General features: G+C 61.5%; 24 protein-coding genes (1 of these 24 running past the window's edge). 9 read left to right on the top strand and 15 right to left on the bottom strand.

Annotated features, from left to right (window positions below; genetic code table 11):
• On the bottom strand, window positions 1-1,081 hold the 5' portion of the coding sequence (tyrS, locus tag FH041_RS19710; protein ID WP_027913656.1) for a tyrosine--tRNA ligase. Its footprint begins 119 nt before the window's first position; 1,081 of the gene's 1,200 nt are visible here — the first part of the coding sequence; it begins with the start codon at window positions 1,079-1,081; its stop codon lies beyond the left edge, outside the window.
• Window positions 1,082-1,294: 213 nt separating this feature from the next.
• On the opposite strand from tyrS, the gene FH041_RS19700 reads away from it, so the two are divergent.
• A complete protein-coding gene (locus tag FH041_RS19700; RefSeq protein WP_088523749.1) occupies window positions 1,295-2,716 on the top strand; it encodes a peptidoglycan DD-metalloendopeptidase family protein in 1,422 nt (473 codons plus the stop codon).
• Between the two features lie 4 nt (window positions 2,717-2,720).
• Window positions 2,721-3,812: an anhydro-N-acetylmuramic acid kinase gene (locus tag FH041_RS19695; protein WP_028686611.1), complete on the top strand. Its 1,092-nt coding sequence runs from the start codon at window positions 2,721-2,723 to the stop codon at window positions 3,810-3,812.
• A gap of 63 nt (window positions 3,813-3,875) precedes the next feature.
• On the opposite strand, the gene erpA is transcribed toward FH041_RS19695, so the two are convergent.
• Both erpA and argC read right to left on the bottom strand, forming a co-directional pair.
• Entirely contained in the window at window positions 3,876-4,226 is a 351-nt protein-coding gene (gene erpA / locus FH041_RS19690; RefSeq protein WP_023532751.1) for an iron-sulfur cluster insertion protein ErpA, read from the bottom strand.
• 132 nt (window positions 4,227-4,358) lie between these two features.
• Window positions 4,359-5,393 carry an N-acetyl-gamma-glutamyl-phosphate reductase gene (gene argC, locus FH041_RS19685; RefSeq protein ID WP_027913653.1) on the bottom strand — a complete coding sequence of 345 codons (1,035 nt, stop codon included), beginning with the start codon at window positions 5,391-5,393 and terminating at the stop codon, window positions 4,359-4,361.
• Window positions 5,394-5,534: 141 nt separating this feature from the next.
• On the opposite strand from argC, the gene hemJ reads away from it, so the two are divergent.
• The 5 genes from hemJ (at window position 5,535) to FH041_RS19660 (ending at window position 9,076) form a co-directional block, all read left to right on the top strand.
• Complete coding sequence (hemJ, locus tag FH041_RS19680; protein ID WP_023532455.1) at window positions 5,535-5,960, top strand: protoporphyrinogen oxidase HemJ; 426 nt, start codon at window positions 5,535-5,537, stop codon at window positions 5,958-5,960.
• Window positions 5,961-6,127: 167 nt separating this feature from the next.
• The gene (locus FH041_RS19675; RefSeq protein WP_027913652.1) at window positions 6,128-6,910 is read left to right on the top strand and encodes an SDR family oxidoreductase; all 783 of its coding nucleotides are present in this window, start codon (window positions 6,128-6,130) and stop codon (window positions 6,908-6,910) included.
• 64 nt (window positions 6,911-6,974) lie between these two features.
• Window positions 6,975-7,313, top strand: a complete 339-nt coding sequence (locus tag FH041_RS19670) for a histidine triad nucleotide-binding protein (RefSeq protein ID WP_059183587.1) — start codon at window positions 6,975-6,977, stop codon at window positions 7,311-7,313.
• A 65-nt stretch (window positions 7,314-7,378) separates the two neighbouring features.
• Window positions 7,379-8,026, top strand: coding sequence for a 2-polyprenyl-3-methyl-6-methoxy-1,4-benzoquinone monooxygenase (coq7, locus tag FH041_RS19665; RefSeq protein ID WP_027913650.1), 648 nt, complete (start codon window positions 7,379-7,381; stop codon window positions 8,024-8,026).
• A 9-nt stretch (window positions 8,027-8,035) separates the two neighbouring features.
• The gene (locus FH041_RS19660) at window positions 8,036-9,076 is read left to right on the top strand and encodes a hypothetical protein (protein WP_027913649.1); all 1,041 of its coding nucleotides are present in this window, start codon (window positions 8,036-8,038) and stop codon (window positions 9,074-9,076) included.
• A gap of 36 nt (window positions 9,077-9,112) precedes the next feature.
• Here FH041_RS19660 and FH041_RS19655 read toward each other — a convergent pair whose 3' ends face one another.
• Entirely contained in the window at window positions 9,113-9,535 is a 423-nt protein-coding gene (locus tag FH041_RS19655; RefSeq protein ID WP_023532673.1) for an OsmC family protein, read from the bottom strand.
• Window positions 9,536-9,722: 187 nt separating this feature from the next.
• Here FH041_RS19655 and crp point away from each other — a divergent pair, with 187 nt between their 5' ends.
• Window positions 9,723-10,367, top strand: coding sequence for a cAMP-activated global transcriptional regulator CRP (crp, locus tag FH041_RS19650; RefSeq protein ID WP_059184129.1), 645 nt, complete (start codon window positions 9,723-9,725; stop codon window positions 10,365-10,367).
• Here crp and FH041_RS19645 read toward each other — a convergent pair.
• From FH041_RS19645 to FH041_RS19630, 4 genes are all read right to left on the bottom strand, one after another.
• Window positions 10,364-11,068, bottom strand: coding sequence for a lipoate--protein ligase family protein (locus tag FH041_RS19645; protein WP_027913647.1), 705 nt, complete (start codon window positions 11,066-11,068; stop codon window positions 10,364-10,366). The two genes, crp and FH041_RS19645, sit on opposite strands and share 4 nt — an antisense overlap.
• A gap of 136 nt (window positions 11,069-11,204) precedes the next feature.
• Window positions 11,205-12,038 (bottom strand): indole-3-glycerol phosphate synthase TrpC, encoded by an 834-nt coding sequence (trpC, locus tag FH041_RS19640; protein WP_027913646.1) that lies wholly within the window; start codon window positions 12,036-12,038, stop codon window positions 11,205-11,207.
• On the bottom strand, window positions 12,035-13,084 hold the full coding sequence (gene trpD / locus FH041_RS19635; RefSeq protein ID WP_027913645.1) for an anthranilate phosphoribosyltransferase: 1,050 nt from the start codon (window positions 13,082-13,084) through the stop codon (window positions 12,035-12,037). Before trpD ends, trpC begins: the two co-directional genes overlap by 4 nt.
• 9 nt (window positions 13,085-13,093) lie before the next feature.
• Window positions 13,094-13,687, bottom strand: coding sequence for an aminodeoxychorismate/anthranilate synthase component II (locus tag FH041_RS19630; RefSeq protein ID WP_027913644.1), 594 nt, complete (start codon window positions 13,685-13,687; stop codon window positions 13,094-13,096).
• Window positions 13,688-14,055: 368 nt separating this feature from the next.
• Between FH041_RS19630 and estP the strand changes: the two genes are divergently transcribed.
• Window positions 14,056-15,936 (top strand): esterase EstP, encoded by a 1,881-nt coding sequence (gene estP / locus FH041_RS19625; protein WP_088523751.1) that lies wholly within the window; start codon window positions 14,056-14,058, stop codon window positions 15,934-15,936.
• Between the two features lie 245 nt (window positions 15,937-16,181).
• On the opposite strand, the gene trpE is transcribed toward estP, so the two are convergent.
• The 7 genes from trpE to FH041_RS19590 all read right to left on the bottom strand — a co-directional run bounded on the left by trpE (window position 16,182) and on the right by FH041_RS19590 (window position 23,723).
• Window positions 16,182-17,663 (bottom strand): anthranilate synthase component I, encoded by a 1,482-nt coding sequence (gene trpE / locus FH041_RS19620; RefSeq protein WP_027913642.1) that lies wholly within the window; start codon window positions 17,661-17,663, stop codon window positions 16,182-16,184.
• Between the two features lie 69 nt (window positions 17,664-17,732).
• Entirely contained in the window at window positions 17,733-18,551 is an 819-nt protein-coding gene (locus FH041_RS19615; protein ID WP_027913641.1) for a phosphoglycolate phosphatase, read from the bottom strand.
• The gene (gene rpe / locus FH041_RS19610) at window positions 18,548-19,222 is read right to left on the bottom strand and encodes a ribulose-phosphate 3-epimerase (RefSeq protein ID WP_027913640.1); all 675 of its coding nucleotides are present in this window, start codon (window positions 19,220-19,222) and stop codon (window positions 18,548-18,550) included. Before rpe ends, FH041_RS19615 begins: the two co-directional genes overlap by 4 nt.
• A 154-nt stretch (window positions 19,223-19,376) precedes the next feature.
• A complete protein-coding gene (locus FH041_RS19605; protein ID WP_023532438.1) occupies window positions 19,377-20,204 on the bottom strand; it encodes an ABC transporter permease in 828 nt (275 codons plus the stop codon).
• An 11-nt stretch (window positions 20,205-20,215) separates the two neighbouring features.
• On the bottom strand, window positions 20,216-21,463 hold the full coding sequence (locus tag FH041_RS19600; RefSeq protein ID WP_027913639.1) for an ABC transporter permease: 1,248 nt from the start codon (window positions 21,461-21,463) through the stop codon (window positions 20,216-20,218).
• Window positions 21,464-21,523: 60 nt separating this feature from the next.
• Window positions 21,524-22,558 (bottom strand): ABC transporter substrate-binding protein, encoded by a 1,035-nt coding sequence (locus FH041_RS19595; protein ID WP_023532618.1) that lies wholly within the window; start codon window positions 22,556-22,558, stop codon window positions 21,524-21,526.
• Window positions 22,559-22,598: 40 nt separating this feature from the next.
• Window positions 22,599-23,723 carry an ABC transporter ATP-binding protein gene (locus tag FH041_RS19590; protein ID WP_027913638.1) on the bottom strand — a complete coding sequence of 375 codons (1,125 nt, stop codon included), beginning with the start codon at window positions 23,721-23,723 and terminating at the stop codon, window positions 22,599-22,601.
• Window positions 23,724-23,863: the final 140 nt, after the last annotated feature.

The following is a 23,863-nucleotide window of genomic DNA, read 5'->3' as shown; positions in this document are numbered from 1 at the left end:
CACTGCCCAGCAGGTCCCGCGCCTGCGCCGAGTTCTTGACCAGCCCGGCACGGTTGAGCACTGCAGCAATCGGCAGCGCCTCGGTTGCAGTCACTTCGATTTCGGGCAGGTCTTCCGGCAACTCGCCTTCCTTCATACGATTACCGGCGCCACGATGAGCGTTGGCTGCGGCTTCTTCCCCATGGAACCGCGCCACGATCTCCTCCGCCAGCTGGATCTTGATGTCCCGAGGGTTCGCCCCATTGGCCACATCCATACGCAGCTGATCGATCTCCTCCATGGAGCGGAAGCTCAGCAGCTCGAAGTAACGCCACATCAAGGTGTCCGGAATCGACACGAGCTTGCTGTACATCACACCCGGCGCTTCCTGGATGCCGACATAATTACCCAGGGACTTGGACATCTTCTTGACGCCATCAAGCCCTTCAAGCAGGGGCATGGTCACGACGCTCTGAGCTTCCTGACCGTAGGCACGCTGCAATTCGCGCCCCATGAGCAGGTTGAACTTCTGGTCGGTACCGCCCAGCTCGACATCCGCCTTGAGCGCGACCGAGTCATAGCCCTGCACCAACGGATAGAGGAACTCATGAATGGCGATGGGTTGATTGGTGGTATAGCGCTTGTCGAAATCGTCACGCTCCAGCATACGGGCGACCGTGTACTGCGACGCCAGACGGATGAAGTCGGCGGGCGTCAGTGCATCCATCCAGGTGGAATTGAACGCGACCTCGGTCTTGGCCGGATCGAGAATCTTGAAGACCTGCTGTTTATAGGTCTCGGCATTGTCCAGCACCTGCTCACGGGTCAGTGGCGGACGCGTGGCACTCTTGCCACTGGGGTCGCCGATCATGCCGGTGAAGTCACCAATCAGGAACACCACGGTATGCCCCAATTCCTGGAACTGGCGCAGCTTGTTAATCAGTACCGTGTGACCGAGATGAAGGTCAGGTGCGGTAGGGTCGAAACCGGCCTTGATGCGCAAGGGCTGACCACGCTTGAGTTTTTCAACCAGCTCGGACTCCACCAGTACTTCTTCCGCACCGCGCTTGATAAGCGCCAGCTGCTCTTCAACCGACTTCATAGACAAACCCGCAAGGCTCAGATTCAGGGGGAGCCAACCATACAAGATCGGCCGTCAAATACAAGTTTTGCAAAGGAATGTGACCTGGGGACGTGCTCGCAGCGTCTACGCGCCCTTGCGTGAAAATGGTTTTGGTTATATTTTATACAGTTATTTCATCTTCATCATGTCATTCATCTATTCCATTTCACCTTTTTCAAAGTCTCCTTACCCATGACCAACGAACCGCCTAAAGCGCCTCCGCTTTATCCGAAAACACACCTGTTGGCCGCCAGCGGCATTGCCGCCCTGCTTAGCCTGGCATTGCTGGTATTCCCATCCAGCGACGTGGAAGCCAAAAAAACCACCCTCAACCTCGAGCTGGAAACCCCTGCCGAGCAACTGAAAGACGAATCCCGCGCCGCGCCGCTGTTGCAGGCATCCGGCGAGCAGGGCTCGCCGTTTGCGCAGATCGATGAGGCGGCCGCATCCACCCAGAAAGCCGAACAGCAAACCCCTCCGGCAGAAGCTGCCGCACAGCCCGCCAAGGACCCTGCCCACCGGGAAGTCACCGTCGCCAGCGGGGATACCTTGTCAACGCTGTTCGCCAAGGTCGGACTGCCGGCCAATGCCGTCCACGACATTCTTGCCAGCAGCAAGCAGGCCAAGCAGTTCAGCCAGCTCAAGCACGGCCAGGTCCTGCAGTTCGAATTGGACAAGCAAGGCCAGCTGGCCAGCTTGCACAGCAAGGTCGGCAACCTGGAAACCATCCGCCTGACCAAGACGGCCAAGGGCTACACCTTCAATCGTGAAATCAGCAAACCCGTGGTGCGCACTGCCTACGCCCATGGCGTCATCAAGAGCTCGCTCTCCGCATCGGCACAGCGCGCCGGGTTGTCCCACAGCCTGACCATGGACATGGCCAAGGTGCTGGGATACGACATCGACTTCGCCCAGGATATTCGCCAAGGTGACGAGTTCGACGTGGTCTATGAGCAGAAGGTGATGGACGGCAAAGTGGTCGGCACCGGCAATATCCTCTCGGCGCGCTTCACCAACCGCGGCAAAACCTACACGGCCGTGCGTTATACCAACAAGCAAGGCAACACCAGCTACTACACGGCCGATGGCAACAGCCTGCGCAAGGCCTTCATTCGCACACCCGTGGATTTTGCGCGCATCAGCTCTCGCTTCTCTGCCGGGCGCAAGCACCCGATTCTGAACAAGATCCGCGCCCACAAGGGGGTGGATTATGCAGCCCCGCGAGGCACGCCCATCAAGGCTGCGGGTGATGGCCGCATCGAGCTCGCCGGCCGGCGCGGCGGCTACGGCAATACGGTGATCATCCAGCACGGCAATCGGTACAAGACCTTGTACGGTCATATGCAGGGCTTTGCCAAGGGCATCAAGACCGGGGGTTCGGTCAAGCAGGGCCAGATCATCGGTTATATCGGGACCACGGGGCTTTCTACCGGGCCTCACCTGCACTACGAGTTCCAGGTCAACGGCGTGCACGTCGACCCGCTGAGCCAGAAAGTGCCGATGTCCGACCCGATCGCCAAGAACGAGCGCCAGCGCTTCCTGCAGCAAAGCCAGCCGCTGATCGCACGCATGGATCAGGAAAAAGCCACGCTACTTGCCATGAACAAACGGTGAGCCCATGGGCCTCTACCTAGGCGTGATGTCAGGGACCAGCCTGGATGGACTGGACATCGCCCTGATCGAGCAAGGCGAGCACGTCGAACTGCTTGCCACCCATTACCTGCCCATGCCAACGGAATTGCGACAAGCGCTGCTTGACCTGTGCACATCTGGGCCGGATGAAGTGGCGCGGGTCGCCCTCGCTGAAAACGCGTGGGCGGCGGTGGCAGCGCAAGGCATACTCGATTTGCTCGACCACCACGCCTTGCAGCCCACCGACATTCGCGCCATCGGCAGCCATGGCCAGACCATTCGCCATGAGCCTGCCCGAGGTTTCACCGTGCAGATCGGCAATCCGGCGCTCCTGGCGGAGCTGTCAGGCATCACGGTCGTGGCTGACTTTCGTCGCCGTGACGTAGCAGCCGGCGGTCAGGGCGCGCCGCTCGTCCCAGCGTTCCACGAAACGCTGTTCGGCCATCTCGAACAGCCGTTGGCCATCCTGAACGTAGGCGGTTTCAGCAACCTCAGCCTGATTGCCAAGGACAAACCGGTCCGAGGTTTCGATTGCGGCCCGGGCAATGTCCTGATGGACGCCTGGATCGAGCGCAAGCGCGGCCAGGCATACGATGCCGACGGCGCCTGGGCGGTCTGTGGAGCTGTGCAACCTGCCCTGCTGGCCTCTCTCATGGCCGACCCATTCTTCGCCGGCAGTGGGCCCAAGAGTACAGGCCGTGAAGTCTTCAACCTGCGCTGGCTGGACAGCCACCTCGCTGCCCTGCCTGCTTATCGCGACGAAGACGTCCAGGCAACGCTGCTGGAGGTCAGTGCACAAAGCATCATCGATTCGCTGAGCACCGCACAGCAGGGCACCAGGACGCTTTTGGTGTGTGGGGGCGGCGCGCACAATGGCGCCTTGATGGCTCGCCTTGCAGCAGGCCTGCCTGACGTGAAGGTGTCCAGCACCGCTGAACAGGGAGTAGACCCTGACTGGGTCGAGGCCATGGCGTTCGCCTGGCTGGCGCATTGCTGCCTCGAAGGCATACCTGCCAACCGTCCCAGCGTTACAGCGGCCAAAGGCCTGCGTGTTCTGGGCGCCATCTATCCGGCTTGAGCCATTGACCTGCCCAACGAAAAACGCCGCGCTTGAGCGCGGCGTCTTGACGAGGGCATGTCGTCAGATCGAGAACGAAGAGCCACAGCCACAGGTAGTGGCGGCGTTAGGGTTCTTGATGATGAAGCGTGAGCCTTCCAGGCCTTCCTGGTAATCCACTTCGGCACCGGCCAGGTACTGGAAGCTCATCGGGTCCACTACCAGCGAAACACCCTCGCGCTCAACGATGGTGTCGTCATCGGCCACTTCTTCATCGAACGTGAAGCCATACTGGAAACCCGAGCAACCGCCACCGGTGACGAATACACGCAGTTTCAGCCGGTCATTGCCTTCTTCGGACACCAGGTTCTTCACCTTCAGCGCAGCACCGTGGGTAAATTCCAAAACCGTAGGGGTGAAGGTTTCGACGCTCATGTTGATTCTCCCGGCGCGGTGGCCGTCATAAAACTCGATGACGGCCATTATCCGCTTTCCCGAGAAAATCGGTCAACAATAGGCGACGGGCTGGTCGCGAATCAGTGCAGCCTGCCGCAAGCCTTCTTCAGCTCACGGCAACAGGCCGGCATGGCTCAGCCCCATGCGCTCATCGAGCCCGAACACGATGTTCAGGTTCTGCACGGCCTGCCCGGAAGCGCCTTTGACCAGGTTGTCGATGACCGACAGCACCACGACCAGGTCACCGCCTTGCGGACGATGAACAGCGATGCGGCAGACGTTGGCGCCGCGCACGCTGCGGGTCTCGGGGTGGCTACCCGCGGGCATCACGTCCACGAAGGGCTCGTTGGCGTAGCGCTTCTCGTACAGCGCCTGAAGATCGACCGATGTGTCGGCGACGGTCGCATACAAGGTGGCATGGATGCCGCGGATCATCGGCGTCAGGTGAGGGACGAAGGTCAGCCCAATGTCCTTGCCCGCAGCCAGACGCAGGCCCTGGCTGATTTCCGGAAGGTGACGATGCCCTTTGACCGCGTAGGCCTTCATGCTCTCACCGGCTTCACAGAACAGCGACCCCACGGCCGCACCACGTCCGGCACCGCTGACACCGGACTTGCAGTCGGCGATCAAGCGCGACGCATCGGCCAAGCCAGCTTCCAGCAACGGCAGGAAACCCAGTTGAGTGGCGGTTGGGTAGCAACCCGGAACCGCGATCAGTCGTGCCTGGCGGATCTTGTCGCGGTTGACCTCGGGCAAACCATACACGGCACCGTCGAGCAGATCAGGCGCGCCGTGAGGCTGGCCGTACCACTTGGCCCATTCAACTGCGTCCTGCAGGCGGAAGTCGGCCGACAGGTCGATGACCTTGGTGCCCGCGGCCAGAAGCTCGCCCGCCAAGGCATGAGCGACACCATGAGGGGTGGCGAAAAACACCACGTCACACGCGCCCAGCGCCTTGCTGTCGGGCACGCTGAATGCAAGGCCGTCGTAATGGCCGCGTAGGTTCGGGTACATGTCGGCCACTGCTACACCCGCCTCCGAGCGCGACGTGATGACCGCCACCTCGGCCTGTGGGTGCTGAGCCAGCAGACGCAACAGTTCGACGCCGGTGTAACCCGTGCCGCCGACGATACCGACCTTGATCATAACGCTTGCCCCTTATCAACGAGCCGTCTGGAAAACGCACGATGATAGGGGCGTGATGCGTCTGTCACAACACTTCAGGTGTCCCTGAGGGCGCCTGGGCACTACTATCTGACGACCGTGAATACCTGAAGGAATGCCCCGATGCTCTACCTATGGATCAAAGCGCTGCACATTGTCAGCGTCGTATGCTGGTTTGCCGGCCTGTTCTACTTGCCACGGCTGTTCGTCTACCATGCCCAGAGCCAGGACAGCATCAGCCAGGACCGGTTCGTGACCATGGAGCGCAAGTTGTACCGAGGCATCATGAACCCGGCGATGATCGCCACCTACGTATTCGGTGCCTGGATGCTCTACCTCACGCCTGGGTGGCTGAGCCAGGGTTGGCTGCACGCCAAACTCACCCTGGTGCTTCTGCTGACCGGCTACCACCACGTGTGTGGCGCCCAGCGCAAACGCTTCGCTGCCGGCACCAACACCCGCAGCCATGTCTACTATCGCTGGTTCAACGAGGTACCTGTGCTGATCCTGCTGGCGGTCGTCATCCTGGTGGTGGTCAAACCGTTCTGAGGGTGTTGCCCAGCACTGGGCGGTGCAGCGCTAACGGCCGATCGGCATAAGCGCCACTGACAGGCCCTGCAGCGGCTCATTCCCAGGCTTGGGCGGCCCAGCAAAACGCAGCATCCACCACTGCCAAGCTGTACACTAGATGCCCTCTTCGGCCCCAGGAGCCCTGCATGACCCGTTACGCCATGATCACCGGCGCTTCCACCGGCCTGGGCCTGGCCCTGGCGGAGGCCCTGGCACGGCGCGGGCGCAACCTGATCCTGGTCGCACGCCACCGTGAAACGCTGGAGCCGGTCGCCATCGAGCTTGCCCAGCGTTTCGGCGTCGAGGTGCTGTTGCGTGCGTGCGATCTGAGCCAACCGCTGAGGCTGTCGGGGTTCGTTCTCGAGCTCGAAGAAGGCGAGCGACGCATCGATTTGCTGGTCAACTGCGCCGGTCACCGCACCTACGGGCCATTCCTGGCCCATGAGTGGGCCGACGAACAGGATCTGCTCGAAGTCAATGTGCTGGCGCTGAGCCGCTTGTGTCATGCCATCGGCAATCTGATGGCGGTACAGGGCGGCGGCCAGATCCTCAACGTTGCCGGGCTGGCCGGTGTGGCCCCTGGGCCCTGGATGGCCACCTATGCCGCCAGCAAGGCCTACGTGATGAATTTCTCCCAGGCCCTGCGCGAAGAACTCAAACCCACAGGCATCAAGGTCTCCGTGCTGTGCCCGGGACCGGTACGCTCCTCACGGCGCCGCATAGCCCGGCTCGAAGGCAAAAGCCGCTGCCTCAGCCCCGAGGAAGTGGCGCTGTACACCGTTCGCGCGCTCGCCCGCAACCGCGCCCTGATCCTGCCGGGGCGACGCAATCGCTGGCTGGCGATCGCCCCGCGGCTGCTGCCGAACTGGCTGGTGCGCAAGCTGGCAGGTGTGATTCACCGGCGTTATTGCCCAGCCGGTATGGAATAGTCGCTGGGCGAGCGGCTCCGGCCTGAGTACACTCGGCCCGGACCCTCACCATGGAGCAAGTGCTGTGGACGATTTATTCCTCAAGATCATCAACCGAGAGATCCCGGCGAAGATCATCTACGAAGATGACCAGGTTCTGGCATTTCACGACATCGCCCCCCAGGCCCCGGTGCATTTTCTGGTCATTCCGAAAAAGCACATCCGCACCCTCAACGACCTGACCGAAGAAGACAAGGGCCTGGCTGGGCACATTCTGTTCACGGCCCAGCGCCTGGCCAGGGAGCTGGGCTGCGAGAAAGGCTTTCGCGTGGTCATGAACTGCAATGAACAAGGTGGCCAGACGGTCTACCACATTCACATGCACGTGCTCGGCCAGCGCCAGATGAACTGGCCACCGGGCTGATCCACCGCAAGCGACTCGAGCGCGATTGGGTTAAACTGTCGGGCACATTCTTGCGGAGGTGCCCGATGGCTACCGAACGTCACTATTCCCCGCTCGACCGCTTGTTGCTGCAGGCCGACACCGCCATGCGCACCTTGCTGCCGTTCAGCGGCCAACCCTCTCGCCCGTCCCCGGCTATCGTCAAACCCGCCGTCGAACTCGAAGATCGGCAGGCACGCCACGTGGCAGGGCTGATGCGCATCAACCACACCGGCGAAGTCTGCGCCCAGGCGCTTTATCAAGGCCAGGCCTTGACGGCCAAGCTGCCGTCAGTGCGCAAGGCCATGGAGCGCGCTGCGGATGAGGAAATCGATCATCTGGCCTGGTGCGAACAACGGATCCGTCAACTCAACAGCCACCCCAGCGTCCTGAACCCGCTGTTCTACGGCATGTCATTCGGCATTGGCGCTTTTGCCGGGCTGGTGAGTGACAAGGTGAGCCTGGGCTTCGTGGCAGCCACCGAGCACCAGGTCTGCAAGCACCTGGATGAGCACCTGGTGCAGATCCCTGCCGAAGATGAAAAATCCCGGGCCATCCTCGAGCAGATGCGCGTCGACGAAGAACAGCACGCCGATGCGGCACTGCAAGCCGGTGGCTACCGCTTCCCTGCGCCTGTGCGTTTTGGCATGAGCCTGCTGGCCAAGGTCATGACAAAGAGCACCTATCGCATCTGAAGGCTCGCCATGACAACACGTTTCGACGCCAAGGACCTGGCGCGAGCGGTCGAGGCGGGGATTCTCCAGCCAGACCAGGAACAGGCCCTGCAAGCCTTTCTCAGCCAGCGGCATAGTGCGACGGGCAGCCTGCAGCTGGCCCATGGCGCGTTCTACTTCGGCGCACTGCTGGTCATGGGGGCCATGGGCTGGCTGCTCAATGAAGCATGGCTACGCATCGGCGACACCGCGTTGCTGGCCGTGGCCAGTGCCTACATCGGGTTGCTGACCCTGGTCGCACTCAGCCTTCAGAAGCGTAAACAACCCGTTGCGGCCGGCGTACTGGCCGCAGCCGCGGTCAGTATCGTGCCACTGGCCGTTTTCGCACTGGAGCGATTGCTCGGTTGGTGGCCGCTCGATGACGTGCAAGCCGATTACCACCAGTACTACACCCAGGTACAAGGCGGTTGGCTGGCCATGGAGGCCGCTACCGTTCTTGCAGGTGTGATGATGCTCCGCCTAGTTCCCTACCCGTTTATCGTCATGCCCATTGCCGTTGCCCTGTGGTTCATGTCGATGGACCTTACCGAGTGGGTAGTCGGCGCGCCATTCAGTTGGGAACAACGCCGGGAGGTATCCCTGTGGTTCGGATTGGCGACCTTGCTGGTGTTTCTGCTGGTCGATGGCAGAACACGGCATGATTATGCCCACTGGGGCTATCTTGCCGGTCTGGCGGCCTTCTGGGGTGGGCTGACCATGCTCGACAGCGGCAGTGAATGGGGAAAAGCCACCTACTGCCTGATAAACCTTGTGCTCATGGGGGTGGCAGTGCTGCTGCGAAGGCCCGTTTTCATGGTGTTCGGCGCACTTGGCGTTGCCGCCTACCTGGGGTACCTGGCGTATGACGTATTTGCCGAATCATTGCTGTTCCCGGTGTTGGTCAGCTTGATCGGCCTGGGCGTCATAGGGCTGGGCCTGCTTTACCAGAAACACCGGGAGCCGTTGAGCCAGTCGGTCAGAAGCGCACTGCCAGGCTGGCTATACGCAACGCTGCCAGCACTGCGCCATTGACGGTCGCCGGTACGCCACGCAGCTCGCGCCCTTTGCTCAACCCAGTTCCACGATCTCGTAGCCATGGGTGATCTCGACCCCGGCACGCTCGAGCATGATCGACGCTGAACAGTATTTTTCGGCCGAAAGCTCGACGGCACGCTTGACCTGCGCCTCTTTCAATCCCCGGCCCTTTACCACGAAATTCATGTGGATCTTGGTGAATACCTTCGGGTCTTCACCTGCGCGCTCGGCCTCAAGAAACGCTTCGCAGCTCTCCACCGCTTGGCGCGATTTCTTCAGGATGCTGACCACATCGAAACTGCTGCATCCACCCAGGCCCAGCAACAGCATCTCCATCGGCCTGACGCCCAGGTTTCGGCCGCCGGCTTCGGGTGGGCCATCCATCACCACGACGTGACCGCTGCCGGATTCGCCAAGGAACATTGCCTCACCGGCCCACTGGATACGTGCCTTCATCACCCGAACTCCTGATTTCGCAAAAAGGGTGTCAGCTTAGTCGTTGTGCCGCTGTGGGAAAAGCATGTAAGGACTCGCTTTAATGCCGAAACATTTTGTAGTGTCTGATAAGCTGGCGCCAATCGAATGGCGTTTTTCCAGCCAGCTGCCATGGATGCCCATGGACTGCACAGAACAGGATTTCGCGATGGTAGCCTCTGCCCTACCCCCAAAGATCAAGAACATCGACAAATTGCTGGTGCACTGTCAACGCCGGCGCTACAGCGCCAAGAGCAACATCATCAGTGCAGGTGAACGCGCGCAGACGTTGTCGTTCATCATCAAGGGGTCGGTCACCATCCTCATCGAAGACGAAAATGGCCATGAGATGATCATCGCCTACCTCAACAGCGGTGACTTCTTCGGTGAGCTAGGGCTGTTCGAACCGGTTGAGGCGCAGCAGCATCGCAGCGCGTGGGTTCGGGCCAAGACCGAGTGCGAAGTGGCCGAAATCAGCTACGACAAGTTCCGCGAACTGGTACGACATGAGCCAGACATGCTCTACGCCGTCAGTAGCCAGATGGCCCAGCGCCTGCGCGACACTACCCGCAAAGTCGGTGACCTGGCTTTCTTCGATGTAACCGGCCGAGTTGCCCGGTGCTTGCTCGACTTGTGCAAGCAGCCCGACGCCATGACCCATCCAGACGGCATGCAGATCAAGATCACCCGCCAGGAAATCGGGCGAATCGTCGGTTGTTCACGGGAGATGGTCGGCCGCGTCCTGAAGGACCTGGAAGAACGCAGCCTGGTCCAGGTCAATGGCAAGACCATGGTGGTACACGGCACCCGCTAGCTGATGGGCACCTCAGCCAGCACCTGCGCGTACGCTTGCGACAGCTGTGCAAACCACGGCGCCGCCGGTACTACCTCATGCAGGGCGATGTGGGCATCGGGGCGGCATCGCTGTTCGAGGTTGCAGCACGTATTGAAGTGGTTGACGGCGGCTACCATCGCCTCGCGATCGTTGTCCAACAGCAATGCCCCATGTACCAGCACCACCGGGCCTTTGCCTGCGGCGCTCTGGCGCCAGCGCTGGGCGGTCCCCACCAACTTGCGGCCATTGAGGTTGACGTTGTAGCGGCCATCGCAGAATGCGCCCTCGATCTCGCCAACCGAGGCGACACCCCCCCACGCCTGCAGCACCTCGCACAGCGGCAGGCACAAGCGCTGGTAGGCTTTTTCGATACGCCCCTGATCGCCCTCACTGCGCGGGGCCGCATAGACCAGGGCAATATTTACCGTCGAATGGGACTGCGGTACAGGCTCGCCGCCGGTCTCGCGCAGCAGCACTGGCCATCCAGTGCCAGCCAGTTGCGAACTCGCCGCTTCAAAGTGCTCCAGCCGGCTCATCCTGCGAGGCATCACCAGCGCCTGATCAATGGGGCGCCAGAACAACACACCGTTATCGCGCTCGCCCCGGCAAACGGCGGCCAGCAGGTCCTGTTCAGTAGACAGCCCTTGCTCGACGGTAAGGGCCAGAGGCTGGTCAGTCATTGCTTCACCTTCAATTGAGTTACGCAGGCTGCGGCCATCATCGTAAGCGTCACAGCCTCTGCACGACTGGCATTGGGGCGCCCATGAGCCAAATGGCAGCCATGAAAAAGCCGGCAACATGGCCGGCTTGGTTCATTCAGTCCAGTTGCTGGATGGTCTTTTTCACTTGATCAGGGAAGAACAAGCGCTGGAGCTCAATCCCCGGGTTCTCAGCCCGCATGAACGCTTCACCCACCAGGAATGAATAGACGCGGTTGATTTTCATCAGCTGCACATCGGCCTGATTGAGGATGCCGCTTTCGGTAATGGCGAGCCGATCCGCGGGGATACGTGGCAGCAGGTCCAGCGTGGCCTCCAGGCTCACTTCGAAAGTGTGAAGGTTACGGTTGTTGACCCCCACCAACGGCGTGTCCAGCGTCTTGAGCGCGCGCTCCAGTTCATCACCATCGTGCACTTCCACCAGCACATCGAGCCCGACCGACTTGGCCGTGGCCGCCAGCTCGGCCATTTTCACATCGTCGAGCGCCGACACGATCAGCAGCACGCAATCTGCACCCAAGGCACGGGCTTCGACGATCTGATAAGGGTCGACCATGAAGTCCTTGCGGATCACCGGCAGTGATACGGCTGCTCGCGCCTGCTGGAGGTAGTCGTCCGCCCCTTGAAAATAATCGACGTCCGTTAACACCGACAGGCAGGTTGCGCCGCCTTTCTCGTAGCTGACGGCAATGTCTGCAGGGACGAAATGCTCCCGGATCACACCTTTGCTAGGAGAGGCCTTCTTGATTTCAGCGATCACCGCTGGTTGCTTGCGCTCAGCCTGACGCAGCATGGCGTTGGCAAAACCACGGGGCGCGTCGGCCGCCTTGGCCAACTGCTCAAGTTCGCCAAGGCTTACGCGGGCACTGCGTTCAGCCACTTCTTCGAACTTGCGGGCGATGATCTTTTCCAGCACCGTTGGCACGCTCATGCTTCGTTCTCCACCTTGAATACGGCTGTAAACGCACCCAGCTCTTGCAGTTTTTCCCAGGCCAACCCGGTGTGCAGCACGTCGTGGGCAAGTTCAACGCCGGCCTTCAGGCTCATGGCGTGATCTGCGGCGTAAAGGGCTGTACCGGCATTGAGCACGATCATCTCGGCGGCCTTCTGGCCGTTCTCGGTCTTGCGTCGACCCAGCGCATCACGAATCAGCGCCAGAGACGCCTGCGAGTCCTCGACCGCCAGGCCATGAAGGCTCTGGCTCTTCATGCCCAAGTTTTCCGGTTCAACCCAGTACTCGGAAATCTCGCCATTTTTCAATTCAGCCACGAAGGTGGGCGCAGCCAGGCTGAACTCGTCCAGCCCATCCTTGGAATGCACCACCAGCACATGCTTGCTGCCCATGCGGTGCAGCACCTCGGCCAGAGGACGGCAGAGCGCCTGGGTGAAGACGCCAACCACCTGATGCTTCACACCTGCCGGATTCGTAAGCGGGCCAAGCATGTTGAACAAGGTCCTGAGCCCCAGATCGCGACGTGGCCCAGCGGCATGTTTCATGGCGCTGTGGTGACTCTGGGCGAACATGAAGCCGATACCCAGGCTGTCGATGCAGCGGGCCACTTGAACGGGTGTCAGGTTCAGGTAGATGCCAGCAGCTTCCAGCAGGTCTGCGCTGCCACTTTTGCCGGACACCGCCCGGTTGCCATGCTTGGCGACGGTGCAGCCGGCAGCGGCCAGGACGAAAGCCGATGCCGTAGACACGTTGAAGATATTGGCGCCATCGCCGCCGGTACCCACAATGTCGACCACCCCATCCAGGGTTTTGAGTTCGACCTTGTCAGCCAACTCCCGCATGACCGACACCGCGCCAACGATTTCGTCGATGCTTTCACTTTTCATGCGCATGCCCATTAGAAATGCGCCAATCTGCGCATCACTGCATTGGCCGGTCATGATCTGGCGCATCACACCGCGCATTTCCTCGGTGGAAAGGTCCAGATGGCCGACGATGCGACCCAGCGCGCTCTTGATATCCATATTCGTTCCTTAGCGGTGGCCGCCGGTCTGCTGGAGGAAATTGGCGAACAGTTCATGGCCCTGCTCGGTGAGTATCGACTCGGGGTGAAATTGCACGCCCTCGATATTCAACGTCTTGTGCCGTACCCCCATGATCTCGTCGACCGAGCCATCTTCGTGTGCGGTCCAGGCCGTCACTTCCAGGCACTCAGGCAGCGTCTCACGCTTGATCACAAGCGAATGGTAGCGGGTCACGGTCACGGGGTTGTTCAGGCCGCTGAATACGCCAAGGTCGCGATGGTGGACCGGGCTCGTCTTACCGTGCATCACCTGGCGTGCCCGCACGACATCGCCACCGAACGCCTGGCCAATGGACTGATGCCCAAGGCACACGCCCAGAATCGGCAATTTACCGGCGAAATGAAGAATGGCTTCGATGGACACACCGGCTTCGCTCGGCGTACAGGGCCCAGGCGAGACGACGATGCGCTCCGGCGCCAGGGCTTCGATCTGGGCGATGGTCATTTCGTCATTGCGAATGACCCGTACATCAGCCCCTAACTCGCCCAGGTACTGGACGACGTTGTAAGTGAATGAGTCGTAATTGTCGATCATCAGTAACATCGAATGAAACCTCTTGAACCTACTGACTTCATGATTCGAACCTTCCTGCACCTGTCGCAGGCGCAACTTAGCCGCTAATGACGTTGAGACAGGAAGGCAAACAAGGGCGGGCCGGACGAACCGGCAGAGGATAAAGTCAGGCGCGCCAACGCCAACGGGCGTGGGCCTTGATAACGCGCATCAAGAGTTTGCTGACGATCAACACAGGGTAGGTCTCGCTCATACGTCTCGGCACAGTAGCCTACCGGGGCGACGGGCGCAATATGCCCGTAAACACTGGGAAACGAATGGCATCAGGTGCGATGCACGCCGTTTTGCTAAGGTCGATGAGGTTGTCCTGATAAAAACAAAGAAAAGGATGTTTATCGATGCTCAACGTACCGTTATTGCGCGTCACCGCCGCCTCCCTGGCATTGGCCTGCGGCCAGGCATTCGCATCCCCTGACCCATACGCTTCATTGATCGTGTTCGGTGACAGCCTGAGCGACGCCGGCCAGTTCGCAGGCCTTCGCTTCACCAACCGCAACGCCGATGGCAGCTATGCACCGGTGTCGCCGATGATCCTGGGCGCTCGCCTGGGCCTGGACGCCAATGCGCTTGGGCCTTCCACATCGCCAGTCAATGCGGCGCTGGGCCTGCCCGATGGTAACAACTGGGCGGTTGGGGGCTATACCACTCGGCAGATCCTGGACTCCATCACCACCACCTCCAGCACGGTCATCCCACCCGGGCGCCCGGGCGCAGGCCTGGTGCTTCGGGAAAAGCCTGGCTATCTGGCCACCGGCCTTCGCGCCGATCCCAATGCACTGTATTACGTGACAGGCGGCGGCAACGACTTCCTGCAGGGCCTGGTCAACAGCCCAGCCGACGCCGTGGCTGCCGGCGCACGCCTGGCCGCCAGTGCTCAGGCCCTGCAACAGGGTGGTGCCCGCTACATCATGGTCTGGCTGTTGCCCGATCTTGGCCAGACGCCCAACTTCAGCGGTACGCCACAGCAAAATCCTCTGTCATTGCTGTCCGGTGCCTTCAACCAGGCACTGGTCAGCCAGCTCAGGCAAATCGACGCTCAGGTCATCCCCTTGAATGTCCCACTGTTGCTGAGCGAGGCCCTCACCAATCCCGCTCAGTTCGGGCTGGGCAGCGACCAGAACCTGATCGGTACGTGCTACAGCGGCGAAAGCTGCGTCGGCAACCCGGTGTACGGCGTCAATGGCAGCACGCCAGACCCTATGAAGTTATTGTTCAACGACGCCGTGCACCCGACCATTGCTGGCCAGCAACTGATCGCCGATTACGCCTACTCCGTTCTGGCCGCCCCTTGGGAGCTTACCCTGCTGCCCGAAATGGCCCACGCCAGCGTCAGAGCTCATCAGGATGAGCTGCGCAACCAATGGCAAGCCCCGTGGCAAGCTGTTGGTCAATGGCAGCCTTTCATCGCCGCTGGTGCCCAAGACCTGGACTTCGGCGGGCAACGCAGCGCCGCCAGTGGTGACGGCCACGGTTACAACTTGACCGTCGGCGGTAGCTACCGGGTTGACGATGCCTGGCGGCTGGGGCTGGCTGGCGGCGTGTACCGGCAGAAGCTGGAAGTGGGCAGCCATGATTCGGACTACACACTCGACAGCTACCTGGCCAGTGCCTTCGCGCAGTACCGTCAGAACCGCTGGTGGGCAGATGCGGCATTGACCGTCGGGCACCTGGATTATGACGATCTGAAACGCACCTTCGCGCTGGGGGTGAGCGAGCGTAGTGAAAAAGGCGATACCCAGGGCGAGACATGGGCCGTGTCTGGCCGACTGGGCTATAACCTGGCGCCGGACAGTGCCCGCTGGCAGCTGGCGCCCTTCCTGAGCGCCGACTATGCCAGGGTCAAGGTCGATGGCTATGACGAAAGAAGTGATCGTGCGACCGCGCTGGGGTTCGATGACCAGGAGCGCACGTCACGGCGGCTGGGCCTGGGCCTGCTGGGTAGCGTGCAGGTATTGCCTGCTACCCGTGTATTTGGCGAGGTGGCCCGTGAGCACGAGTTCGAGCATGACCAGCAGGACGTACGCCTGAAGTTCACCGCTCTGCCGGACAATGATTTCACGCTCGACGGGTATACCCCCCATAGCAACCTGACCCGAGCCAGCGTTGGGGTCAGTCATGAAGTGGTGGCAGGCGTGAATGTGCGTGCCGGGTACAACTGGCGCAAGAGCGATGAGCTCAAGCAACAAGGCGTGAGCCTCGGCATTAGCGTGGACTTCTAGCAGAGGACCAGCCCTGATCAACACTTGACGCTTATCGAAATCCTGAGGCTGCTGTGGCGCCTGTCGAGGCCACTCATGGACCGTTCTGTAGAAGCGGTCTTGTCGGGGCGACTGACCGGCCGCGACGGGCTGCGCAGCAGACCCAGCATGTCAGCTTCGCAGCACAACTTGTCGGGGCCGGTCCGGCGCCCCGACAAGGCCGCGCCTACAAGGGCATGGGCTGCGATATCTCAAGCGACTGCCACCTACCGCGAAGTGGTCTGTTCGGCCAATGCCACCGCGCGGAACATGGCCCGACGCTTGTTGATGGTTTCTTCCCACTCCAGCGCTGGCACCGAGTCGGCGACAATGCCACCGCCGGCCTGTACGTGCAGCTCTCCATCCTTGATCACAGCGGTACGGATGGCGATTGCCGTGTCCATGTTGCCGTTCCAGGCGAAATACCCCACTGCACCGCCATAAACCCCGCGTTTGACCGGCTCCAGCTCATCGATGATCTCCATCGCACGGATCTTGGGCGCGCCGGACAGCGTACCGGCAGGCAAAATGGCACGCAGTGCGTCCATCGCCGTCAACCCTTCGCGCAACTGGCCGGTGACGTTGGAAACGATGTGCATGACGTTGGAATAACGCTCGATCACCATCTTCTCGGTCAGGCGCACGCTGCCTGTCGACGATACGCGGCCGACATCGTTGCGCCCCAGGTCGATGAGCATCAGGTGCTCTGCAATTTCCTTGTCATCCGACAGCAAGTCGTCTTCCAGCGCGCGGTCGGCCTCCTCCGTTGCTCCGCGTGGGCGAGTACCGGCAATGGGGCGCACCGTGACCAGGTTGTCCTCGACCCGCACCAGCACTTCAGGGGAGCTGCCGACGACATGAAAGTCCCCAAAGTTGAAGAAATACATGTACGGCGTCGGGTTGAAGCAACGCAAGGCGCGATAAAGGTCGATGGGTGCTGCCTTGAAGTCGATGGACATGCGCTGCGACGGCACCACCTGCATGCAATCCCCGGCCAGGATGTATTCCTTGATACGGCCGACGGCATGCTCATAGTCATCGCGCGTATAGCTTGACCGGAATGCAGGCTCGGCGGCCTGAGGCCCGCTCAGGTCCAGCCCGCGGCGTGGCGTAATGGGCTGGCGAAGCGTTTCGAGCAGGCTTTGCAGGCGCGCCTGGCCCTGCTCGTAAGCGTGTTCCTGAGCAGGGTCCACCAGCACGATGGCGTGCATCTTGCCAGCCAGGTTGTCGAACACCACCACGGCGTCCGAGACCATCAGGAGGATGTCCGGCACCCCTAGCGGGTCCGGATTGGGGCTCGCGCCCAGACGCTTCTCCACGTAGCGCACGCAGTCATAACCGAAATAGCCGACCAGTCCACCGTTGAAGCGCGGCAGCCCGGGAACGTCGGCCACGTTGTAGCGCTGCTTGAAGGTTTCGACGAACGCCAGGGGGTCCTCGACGTCATGGCTTTCGACCTCGACACCATCCTGCAGGATGGTCACGTGGTAGCCATGGACGCGCAGCACGGTCCGCGACGGCAAACCAATCATCGAATACCGCCCCCATTTCTCGCCGCCCTGCACCGACTCGAGCAGGTAGGAGTTGGGCTGGTCAGCCAGTTTCAGGTAAATCGACAGGGGCGTATCGAAGTCGGCCAGGGTCTCGCAGGCCAGGGGGATGCGGTTATAGCCGGCAGCGGCCAGGCGCAGGAATTCTTCGCGGATCATGAGTAGCCTCGTGGCAAACAGCGTTGGTTCGGGCAAACGGATGGGCCGGCATGCGCCGGCAGGCAGGCGTCAGGCGCGCCAACGCCATCGGGCCAGGGCCTTGATGACTTTCATCCAGAATTTGCCGGTAACCGCCACGTTGGACCCTTTTTGGTCTGAGGCTTGAAGGTCCGCCAACGTTATCCCAGTGGCAGGGTCTACGCAACCGGGCAACAAAGCCCGCAGGTCATCGATCACGAGGCTGGGCGACTCTTCTTCGATAGGCCGCCCATGATTGTAGCCATAGGTCAGCCCAACGCATTGCACGCCAGCTGCCTTGGCTGCCAGCACATCGCTACGCGAATCGCCGACGAACAACGCTTGCTGCGGCGTCACGCCGGCCATCTGCATCACGAACAGCAACGCTGCTGGGTCCGGTTTCTTCTGCGCCAGGGTGTCTCCGCCGATGATCCAGCGGAAATAGCTGCCCAGCTTCATCTGGTCCAGCAAAGGCCCCACGAAGCGCTCCGGCTTATTGGTGATCAAGGCCATTTCCACGCCCCGCTTGCGCAGCCAGCGCAAGGTGTCCTGCACACCTGGGTACACGACCGTCAGGTCGTGGCTTTCGGCGTAGGCGTCCATGAACAGCGCCAAGGCCTGCTCGGCCAGGGCATCGTCCACTCCAGCGTGGTCGATGTCACCCGCCAGCGCACGACGTACCAGCACCTGCGCGCCATTGCCTACCCACTGGCGCACGGCATCGAGGCCCGCGGCGGGTCGGCCGAGTTCGAGCAGCATGCGGTCCACCGCTGCGGCCAGGTCCGGGACGGAGTCGACCAAGGTGCCATCCAGGTCGAACATCACCAGCCTGGGCAGCGCTCCTGGGAACAGCTGCTCGAAGCCGCTCATGGGCGGGCCTGTGCCAGTTCGCTGCGCATCTGGGCAATGACCTGCTGGTAGTCAGGGGCGTTGAAGATCGCCGACCCGGCCACGAACGTATCGGCACCGGCGGCGGCGATCTCGCGGATGTTGTTCACGTTGACGCCACCGTCGATTTCCAGACGAATGTCGCGGCCGCTGGCGTCGATCAGCGCGCGCGCTTCACGTAGCTTGTCGAGCGTGCCCGGAATGAACTTCTGACCACCGAAGCCTGGGTTGACGCTCATCAGCAGCACCATGTCGACCTTGTCCATCACGTATTTCAGGACGTCCAGACTGGTGGCCGGGTTGAACACCAGGCCGGCCTTGCAGCCGCCGTCCTTGATCAGTTGCAACGAACGGTCGATGTGCTGGGTCGCTTCGGGATGGAAGGTGATGTAGGTGGCGCCGGCCTCGATGAAGTCGCCGATGATACGGTCAACAGGGCTGACCATCAGGTGCACGTCGATCGGTGCGGTCACGCCGTACTTGCGCAGTGCGGAGCAGACCATGGGACCAATGGTCAGATTGGGTACGTAGTGGTTGTCCATCACGTCGAAGTGGACGATATCGGCGCCTGCGGCCAGGACATTATCGACTTCCTCGCCCAGACGGGCGAAGTCGGCGGAAAGAATGGAGGGAGCAATAGCGTAGGGCTGCATGGCGCACCTGTTGGGCAGAATCACGGTGGCGCGCATTGTAACTCAGGCAACGGGGTGAAGGCTGATTGGTATCAACGCGTGGCGAGCAGCGGTTGCAACAGGCGCTGGCTTGTCTGCCGCCACAAGGGCTGACAAGCCAGCGCAGACAGCGCTGTCAGGCCGGTTGCTGGGTCCGCAGCTTCTCGCTGCGCCCCCGCAGCCATTCCAAGGTCAGCAGCAGCACCACCGAAAAACCGATCAGCAGGGTTGCCGCAGCCGCGATGGTCGGGCTCAGGTTCTCGCGAATGCCACTGAACATCTGCCGTGGCAGGGTCGCCTGCTCTGGCCCGGCCAGGAACAAGGTCACCACCACCTCGTCGAAGGATGTGGCGAACGCAAACAAGGCCCCGGAAATCACCCCTGGTGCGATCAGCGGCAAGGTCACCCTGCGAAACGCCAGCAGCGGCGAAGCACCCAGGCTGGCAGCCGCGCGCACCAGGTTGTAGTTGAAGCCTTGCAGCGTCGCCGACACGGTGATGATGACAAACGGGACACCCAACACCGCGTGCACCAGAATCAACGAGGTGAAACTGTTGCCAAGGCCCAGAGGCGCGAAGAACAGGTAGCTGGCCACGCCAATGATCACCACCGGCACCACCATCGGTGATATCACCAGGGCCATTACCAGGGACTTACCGGGGAAGTCACCGCGGGTCAGCCCGATGGCCGCCAGCGTTCCGAAGACCATGGCCAGCACGGTCGCCGCCGGAGCTACGATGATGCTGTTCTTCAAGGCCCGCATCCACTCGGCCGAGCCGAAGAAGTCCTGGTACCACTGCAGCGAGAAGCCTTGCAGGGGGTAGACCAGGAAGCTGCCGCTGTTGAACGACAGGGGCACGATCACCAGCACCGGCAAGATCAGAAACAGCAATATCAGGCCGCAGAGAATGCGCAGGCTGTAGAACCAGACCCGCTCGATGGGCGACATGTAAGGGCTCAGCATGACAAGGCTCCTCAGCTCAGGCGCAGGCGGCTGGCGCCGACCAGCCAGCTATAGATCAGGTACAGCAGCACGGTGGCCAGCAGCAGCAGACCGCCCAGCGCGGTGGCCATGCCCCAGTTGATGCTGGTGTTGGTGTAGAACGCCACGAAATAACTGACCATCTGGTCGTTCGGGCTGCCAAGCAGCGCCGGGGTGATGTAGTAGCCGATGGCCAGAATGAACACCAGCAAGCACCCTGCCCCTACCCCGGCATAGGTCTGCGGGAAGTACACCCGCCAGAAGCTCGCGAAGGGATGGCAGCCCAGCGAGATGGCCGCGCGCATGTAGCTCGGGGAGATGCCTTTCATCACGCTGTACAACGGCAGGATCATGAACGGCAGCAGGATGTGCACCATCGAGATGTACACGCCGGTACGGTTGAAGACCAGCTCCAGCGGCTGATCGATGATGCCCATGGCCATCAGCGCGCTGTTGATCAGCCCGCCTGACTGCAGCAGCACGATCCAGGCTGCCACCCGTACCAGAATCGAGGTCCAGAACGGCAGCAAAACCAGGATCATCAACAGGTTGCTCTGGCGTGTCGGCAGGTTGGCCAGCAGGTAAGCCAGCGGATAGGCCAGCACCAGGCAGATGGCGGTGATCACCACACCCATCCACAGGGTGCGGGTGAAAATGTCCAGGTAGATGGCCTGGTCCGGCGTGGCCTTGGCCAACTCGCCCAGGTCGTCGATGCGGTGGTCCAGCGACGCCAGCAAATAGAAGGGTGTCAGGGTACTGGTATTGCGGCGAATCGCCTGCCAATAGGCAGGGTCGCCCCAGCGCTCGTCCAGCGCCTGCAAGCCGTCCTTGTAGGAGGCAGGCTCGGTCTTGAAGGGCAGCGCCCGCGCGGTCTTGGCCAACAGGCTGCGGTAGCCGGCCAGCTCCATGTTCAAGCGCTTGGACAGGTCACCCAGGGTCTGGTTCTTGCGCGATTCGGCCAAGTCCTGGCTCAACGCCTGGTAGACGTCCTCGCCCGGCAAGCCCTTGCCATCCCACTGTGTAATGATATCGACCGTGCGCGGCAAGCCGGCGACCACTTCCGGGTTACCGACGCTCTTGTACAACAGGGCTGCGATCGGCACCAGAAACACCAGCAGCAAAAACAGCGCCAGGGGCGCGATCAGCGCCTGGGCCTTCCAGCGGTTGACCCGCTCGGCGTGTTTAAGGCGCTGTTTGAGATTGGGACCGGCGCCTTCGTTGAGGGGCACTGCAATGGCCATGGCGAACTCCACGATACACACTGAAAGAGGGGCCGCAGCGCAGCCCCTTGCACTGGACGTTTACTTCTTCGCCGCCCAGGCGTTGAAACGTTGCTCCAGCTGCTCGCTGTTGTCCGCCCAGAACGCCACGTCGATCTGCACCTGGTTGGCGATGTTCTCAGGCGTGGTCGGCATGTCTTTCTTGACCTCTTCGGACAGCAGGTCGACCGCCTTGCTGTTGGCCGGGCCATAGGCGATGTTTTCGGAATAGATCTTCTGCTGTTCAGGCTGCACGCTGAAGGCGATGAATTTTTTCGCCTCGTCGCTGTTCTTGGCGCCCTTGGGAATGGCCCAGGCATCGAAGTCATAGATGCCGCCGTTCCACACCACCTTCAGGTTGCTCTCCTTCTGCACCGCAGCGATGCGCCCGTTGTAGGCCGAACTCATGACCACGTCGCCCGAGGCAAGGTACTGCGGCGGCTGGGCGCCGGCTTCCCACCACTGGATGCTCGGCTTGAGCTGGTCGAGCTTCTTGAAGGCGCGGTCCACGCCCTCTTTGGTGCCCAGCACCTTGTACACGTCCTTGGGCGCCACACCATCGGCCATCAAAGCGAATTCCAGGGTGTACTTGGCACCTTTGCGCAGGCCGCGTTTGCCTGGGAATTTCTCGGTGTCCCAGAAATCAGCCCAGCTGCTCGGGGCGGTCTTGAGCTTGTCGGCGTTGTAGGCCAGCACCGTCGACCAAACGAAGAAGCCGACACCACAAGGCTGAATCGCGCCTGGCACGTAGTCGGCCTCATTGCCAAACAGCGCCGGGTCGAGCTCTTCGAACATGCCCTCGTCGCAGCCTCGGGCCAGTTCGGGTGATTCCACCTCCACCAGGTTCCAGGAGACGCTCTTGGTGTCGACCATGGCCTTGACCTTGGCCATTTCACCGTTGTACTCACCAGCGACGATCTTGCCCTTGCCGGCCTTTTCCCACGGCTCGTAGAACGCCTTGACCTGGGCGGCCTTGTTGGCGCCGCCGAACGAGACCACGGTCAGGTCCGCAGCCATGCTCTGGCCAGCGGCGAACAGCCCCAGGGCCAGGGCGGTCAGTTTCAACTGCTTGCGCATTATTATTCTCTCCACAGTTCAGGGTTGGTGCTGCAAACCATCAATGGGCTTCGGTGATCGGATCCAGTGCACGGGCGTGTTCCACTTCCCAACCCAGTGGCACCACATCGCCCACGGCCAAGGCCGGGTCGAGTTCGGCGATGGGCTGCTTCACGAAGAAGTCGGCCTTGCCACACACTTCAAGGCGAACGCGCACGTGGTCGCCCAGGTAGATGAATTCGGCCACACGGCCGGAAAAGCGGTTGGCGCAGTGCTCACTGTGGCCGTTGAGCCGTACCCGCTCCGGGCGGATCGACAGGGTCACCGCTTCGCCTGGCTGGCCCACGTTGACCGCCAAGGCTTCGACCCGCTCGCCGCGCGCCAGCTGCACCTGGCAGCGGTTACCGTCATGGCTCAGCAAGGTGCCGTTGAGGCGGTTGTTCTCACCGATGAAGTTGGCGACGAACGTGTTGCTGGGCGCCTCATACAAGGTGCGCGGATCGGCAATCTGCTGAATTTCCCCTTGGTGGAACACCGCCACCCGATCGGACATGGTCAGCGCTTCGCCCTGATCGTGGGTCACGTACACCACGGTCACGCCCAGGCGCTGGTGGATGTGCTTGATCTCCATCTGCATGTGTTCGCGCAGTTGCTTGTCCAGCGCGCCCAGTGGCTCGTCCATCAACACCAGCTGCGGCTCGAACACCAGCGCCCGCGCCAGGGCCACGCGCTGTTGCTGCCCACCGGACAATTGGCCCGGATAGCGCTTGGCGAAGCTGTCGAGCTGAACCATGTTCAATACCCGTTTGACTCGCTCGGTGATATCGGTCTTGCTCAGGTTGCGCACGGTCAGCGGAAAGGCGAGGTTCTCGGCCACGGTCATGTGCGGGAACAAGGCGTAGTTCTGGAACACCATGCCGATATCGCGCTTGTGCGGGGGCACATTGTTGATGGAGCGACCGGCCAGCTGAATTTCCCCGGCTGTGGGGGTTTCGAAGCCGGCCAGCATCATCAGGCTGGTGGTCTTGCCGGACCCGGAAGGCCCTAGCAGGGTGAGGAACTCGCCCTTGCGGATGTCGAGGTTGAGGTTCTTGACGATCAGCGACTCGCCGTCGTAGCTCTTCTGCACACCACGGAAGCTGACCAGCGTTTCGCCGGTGGCAGCGTTCGACTTCGCCTCACTCATGCCTGCACCTTATTGTTGGATGACTGCGTGAGGCAAAGCGTAGAAGAGCCGCATCCCCCCGGAAATCGGGCGCCCAGAGAGAATGCCATCGTCCGGATGGAAGATTTGTTGTAGGGAACGCCCTACAAGCATGGCGCTTT

It is taken from the genome of Pseudomonas sp. SWI7, from assembly GCF_006351945.1.
GTDB classification, from domain to species: domain Bacteria; phylum Pseudomonadota; class Gammaproteobacteria; order Pseudomonadales; family Pseudomonadaceae; genus Aquipseudomonas; species Aquipseudomonas fulva.
The sequence above is the reverse complement of the archived record's forward strand: the minus strand, read 5'-3'. Positions and strand labels throughout refer to the sequence as shown.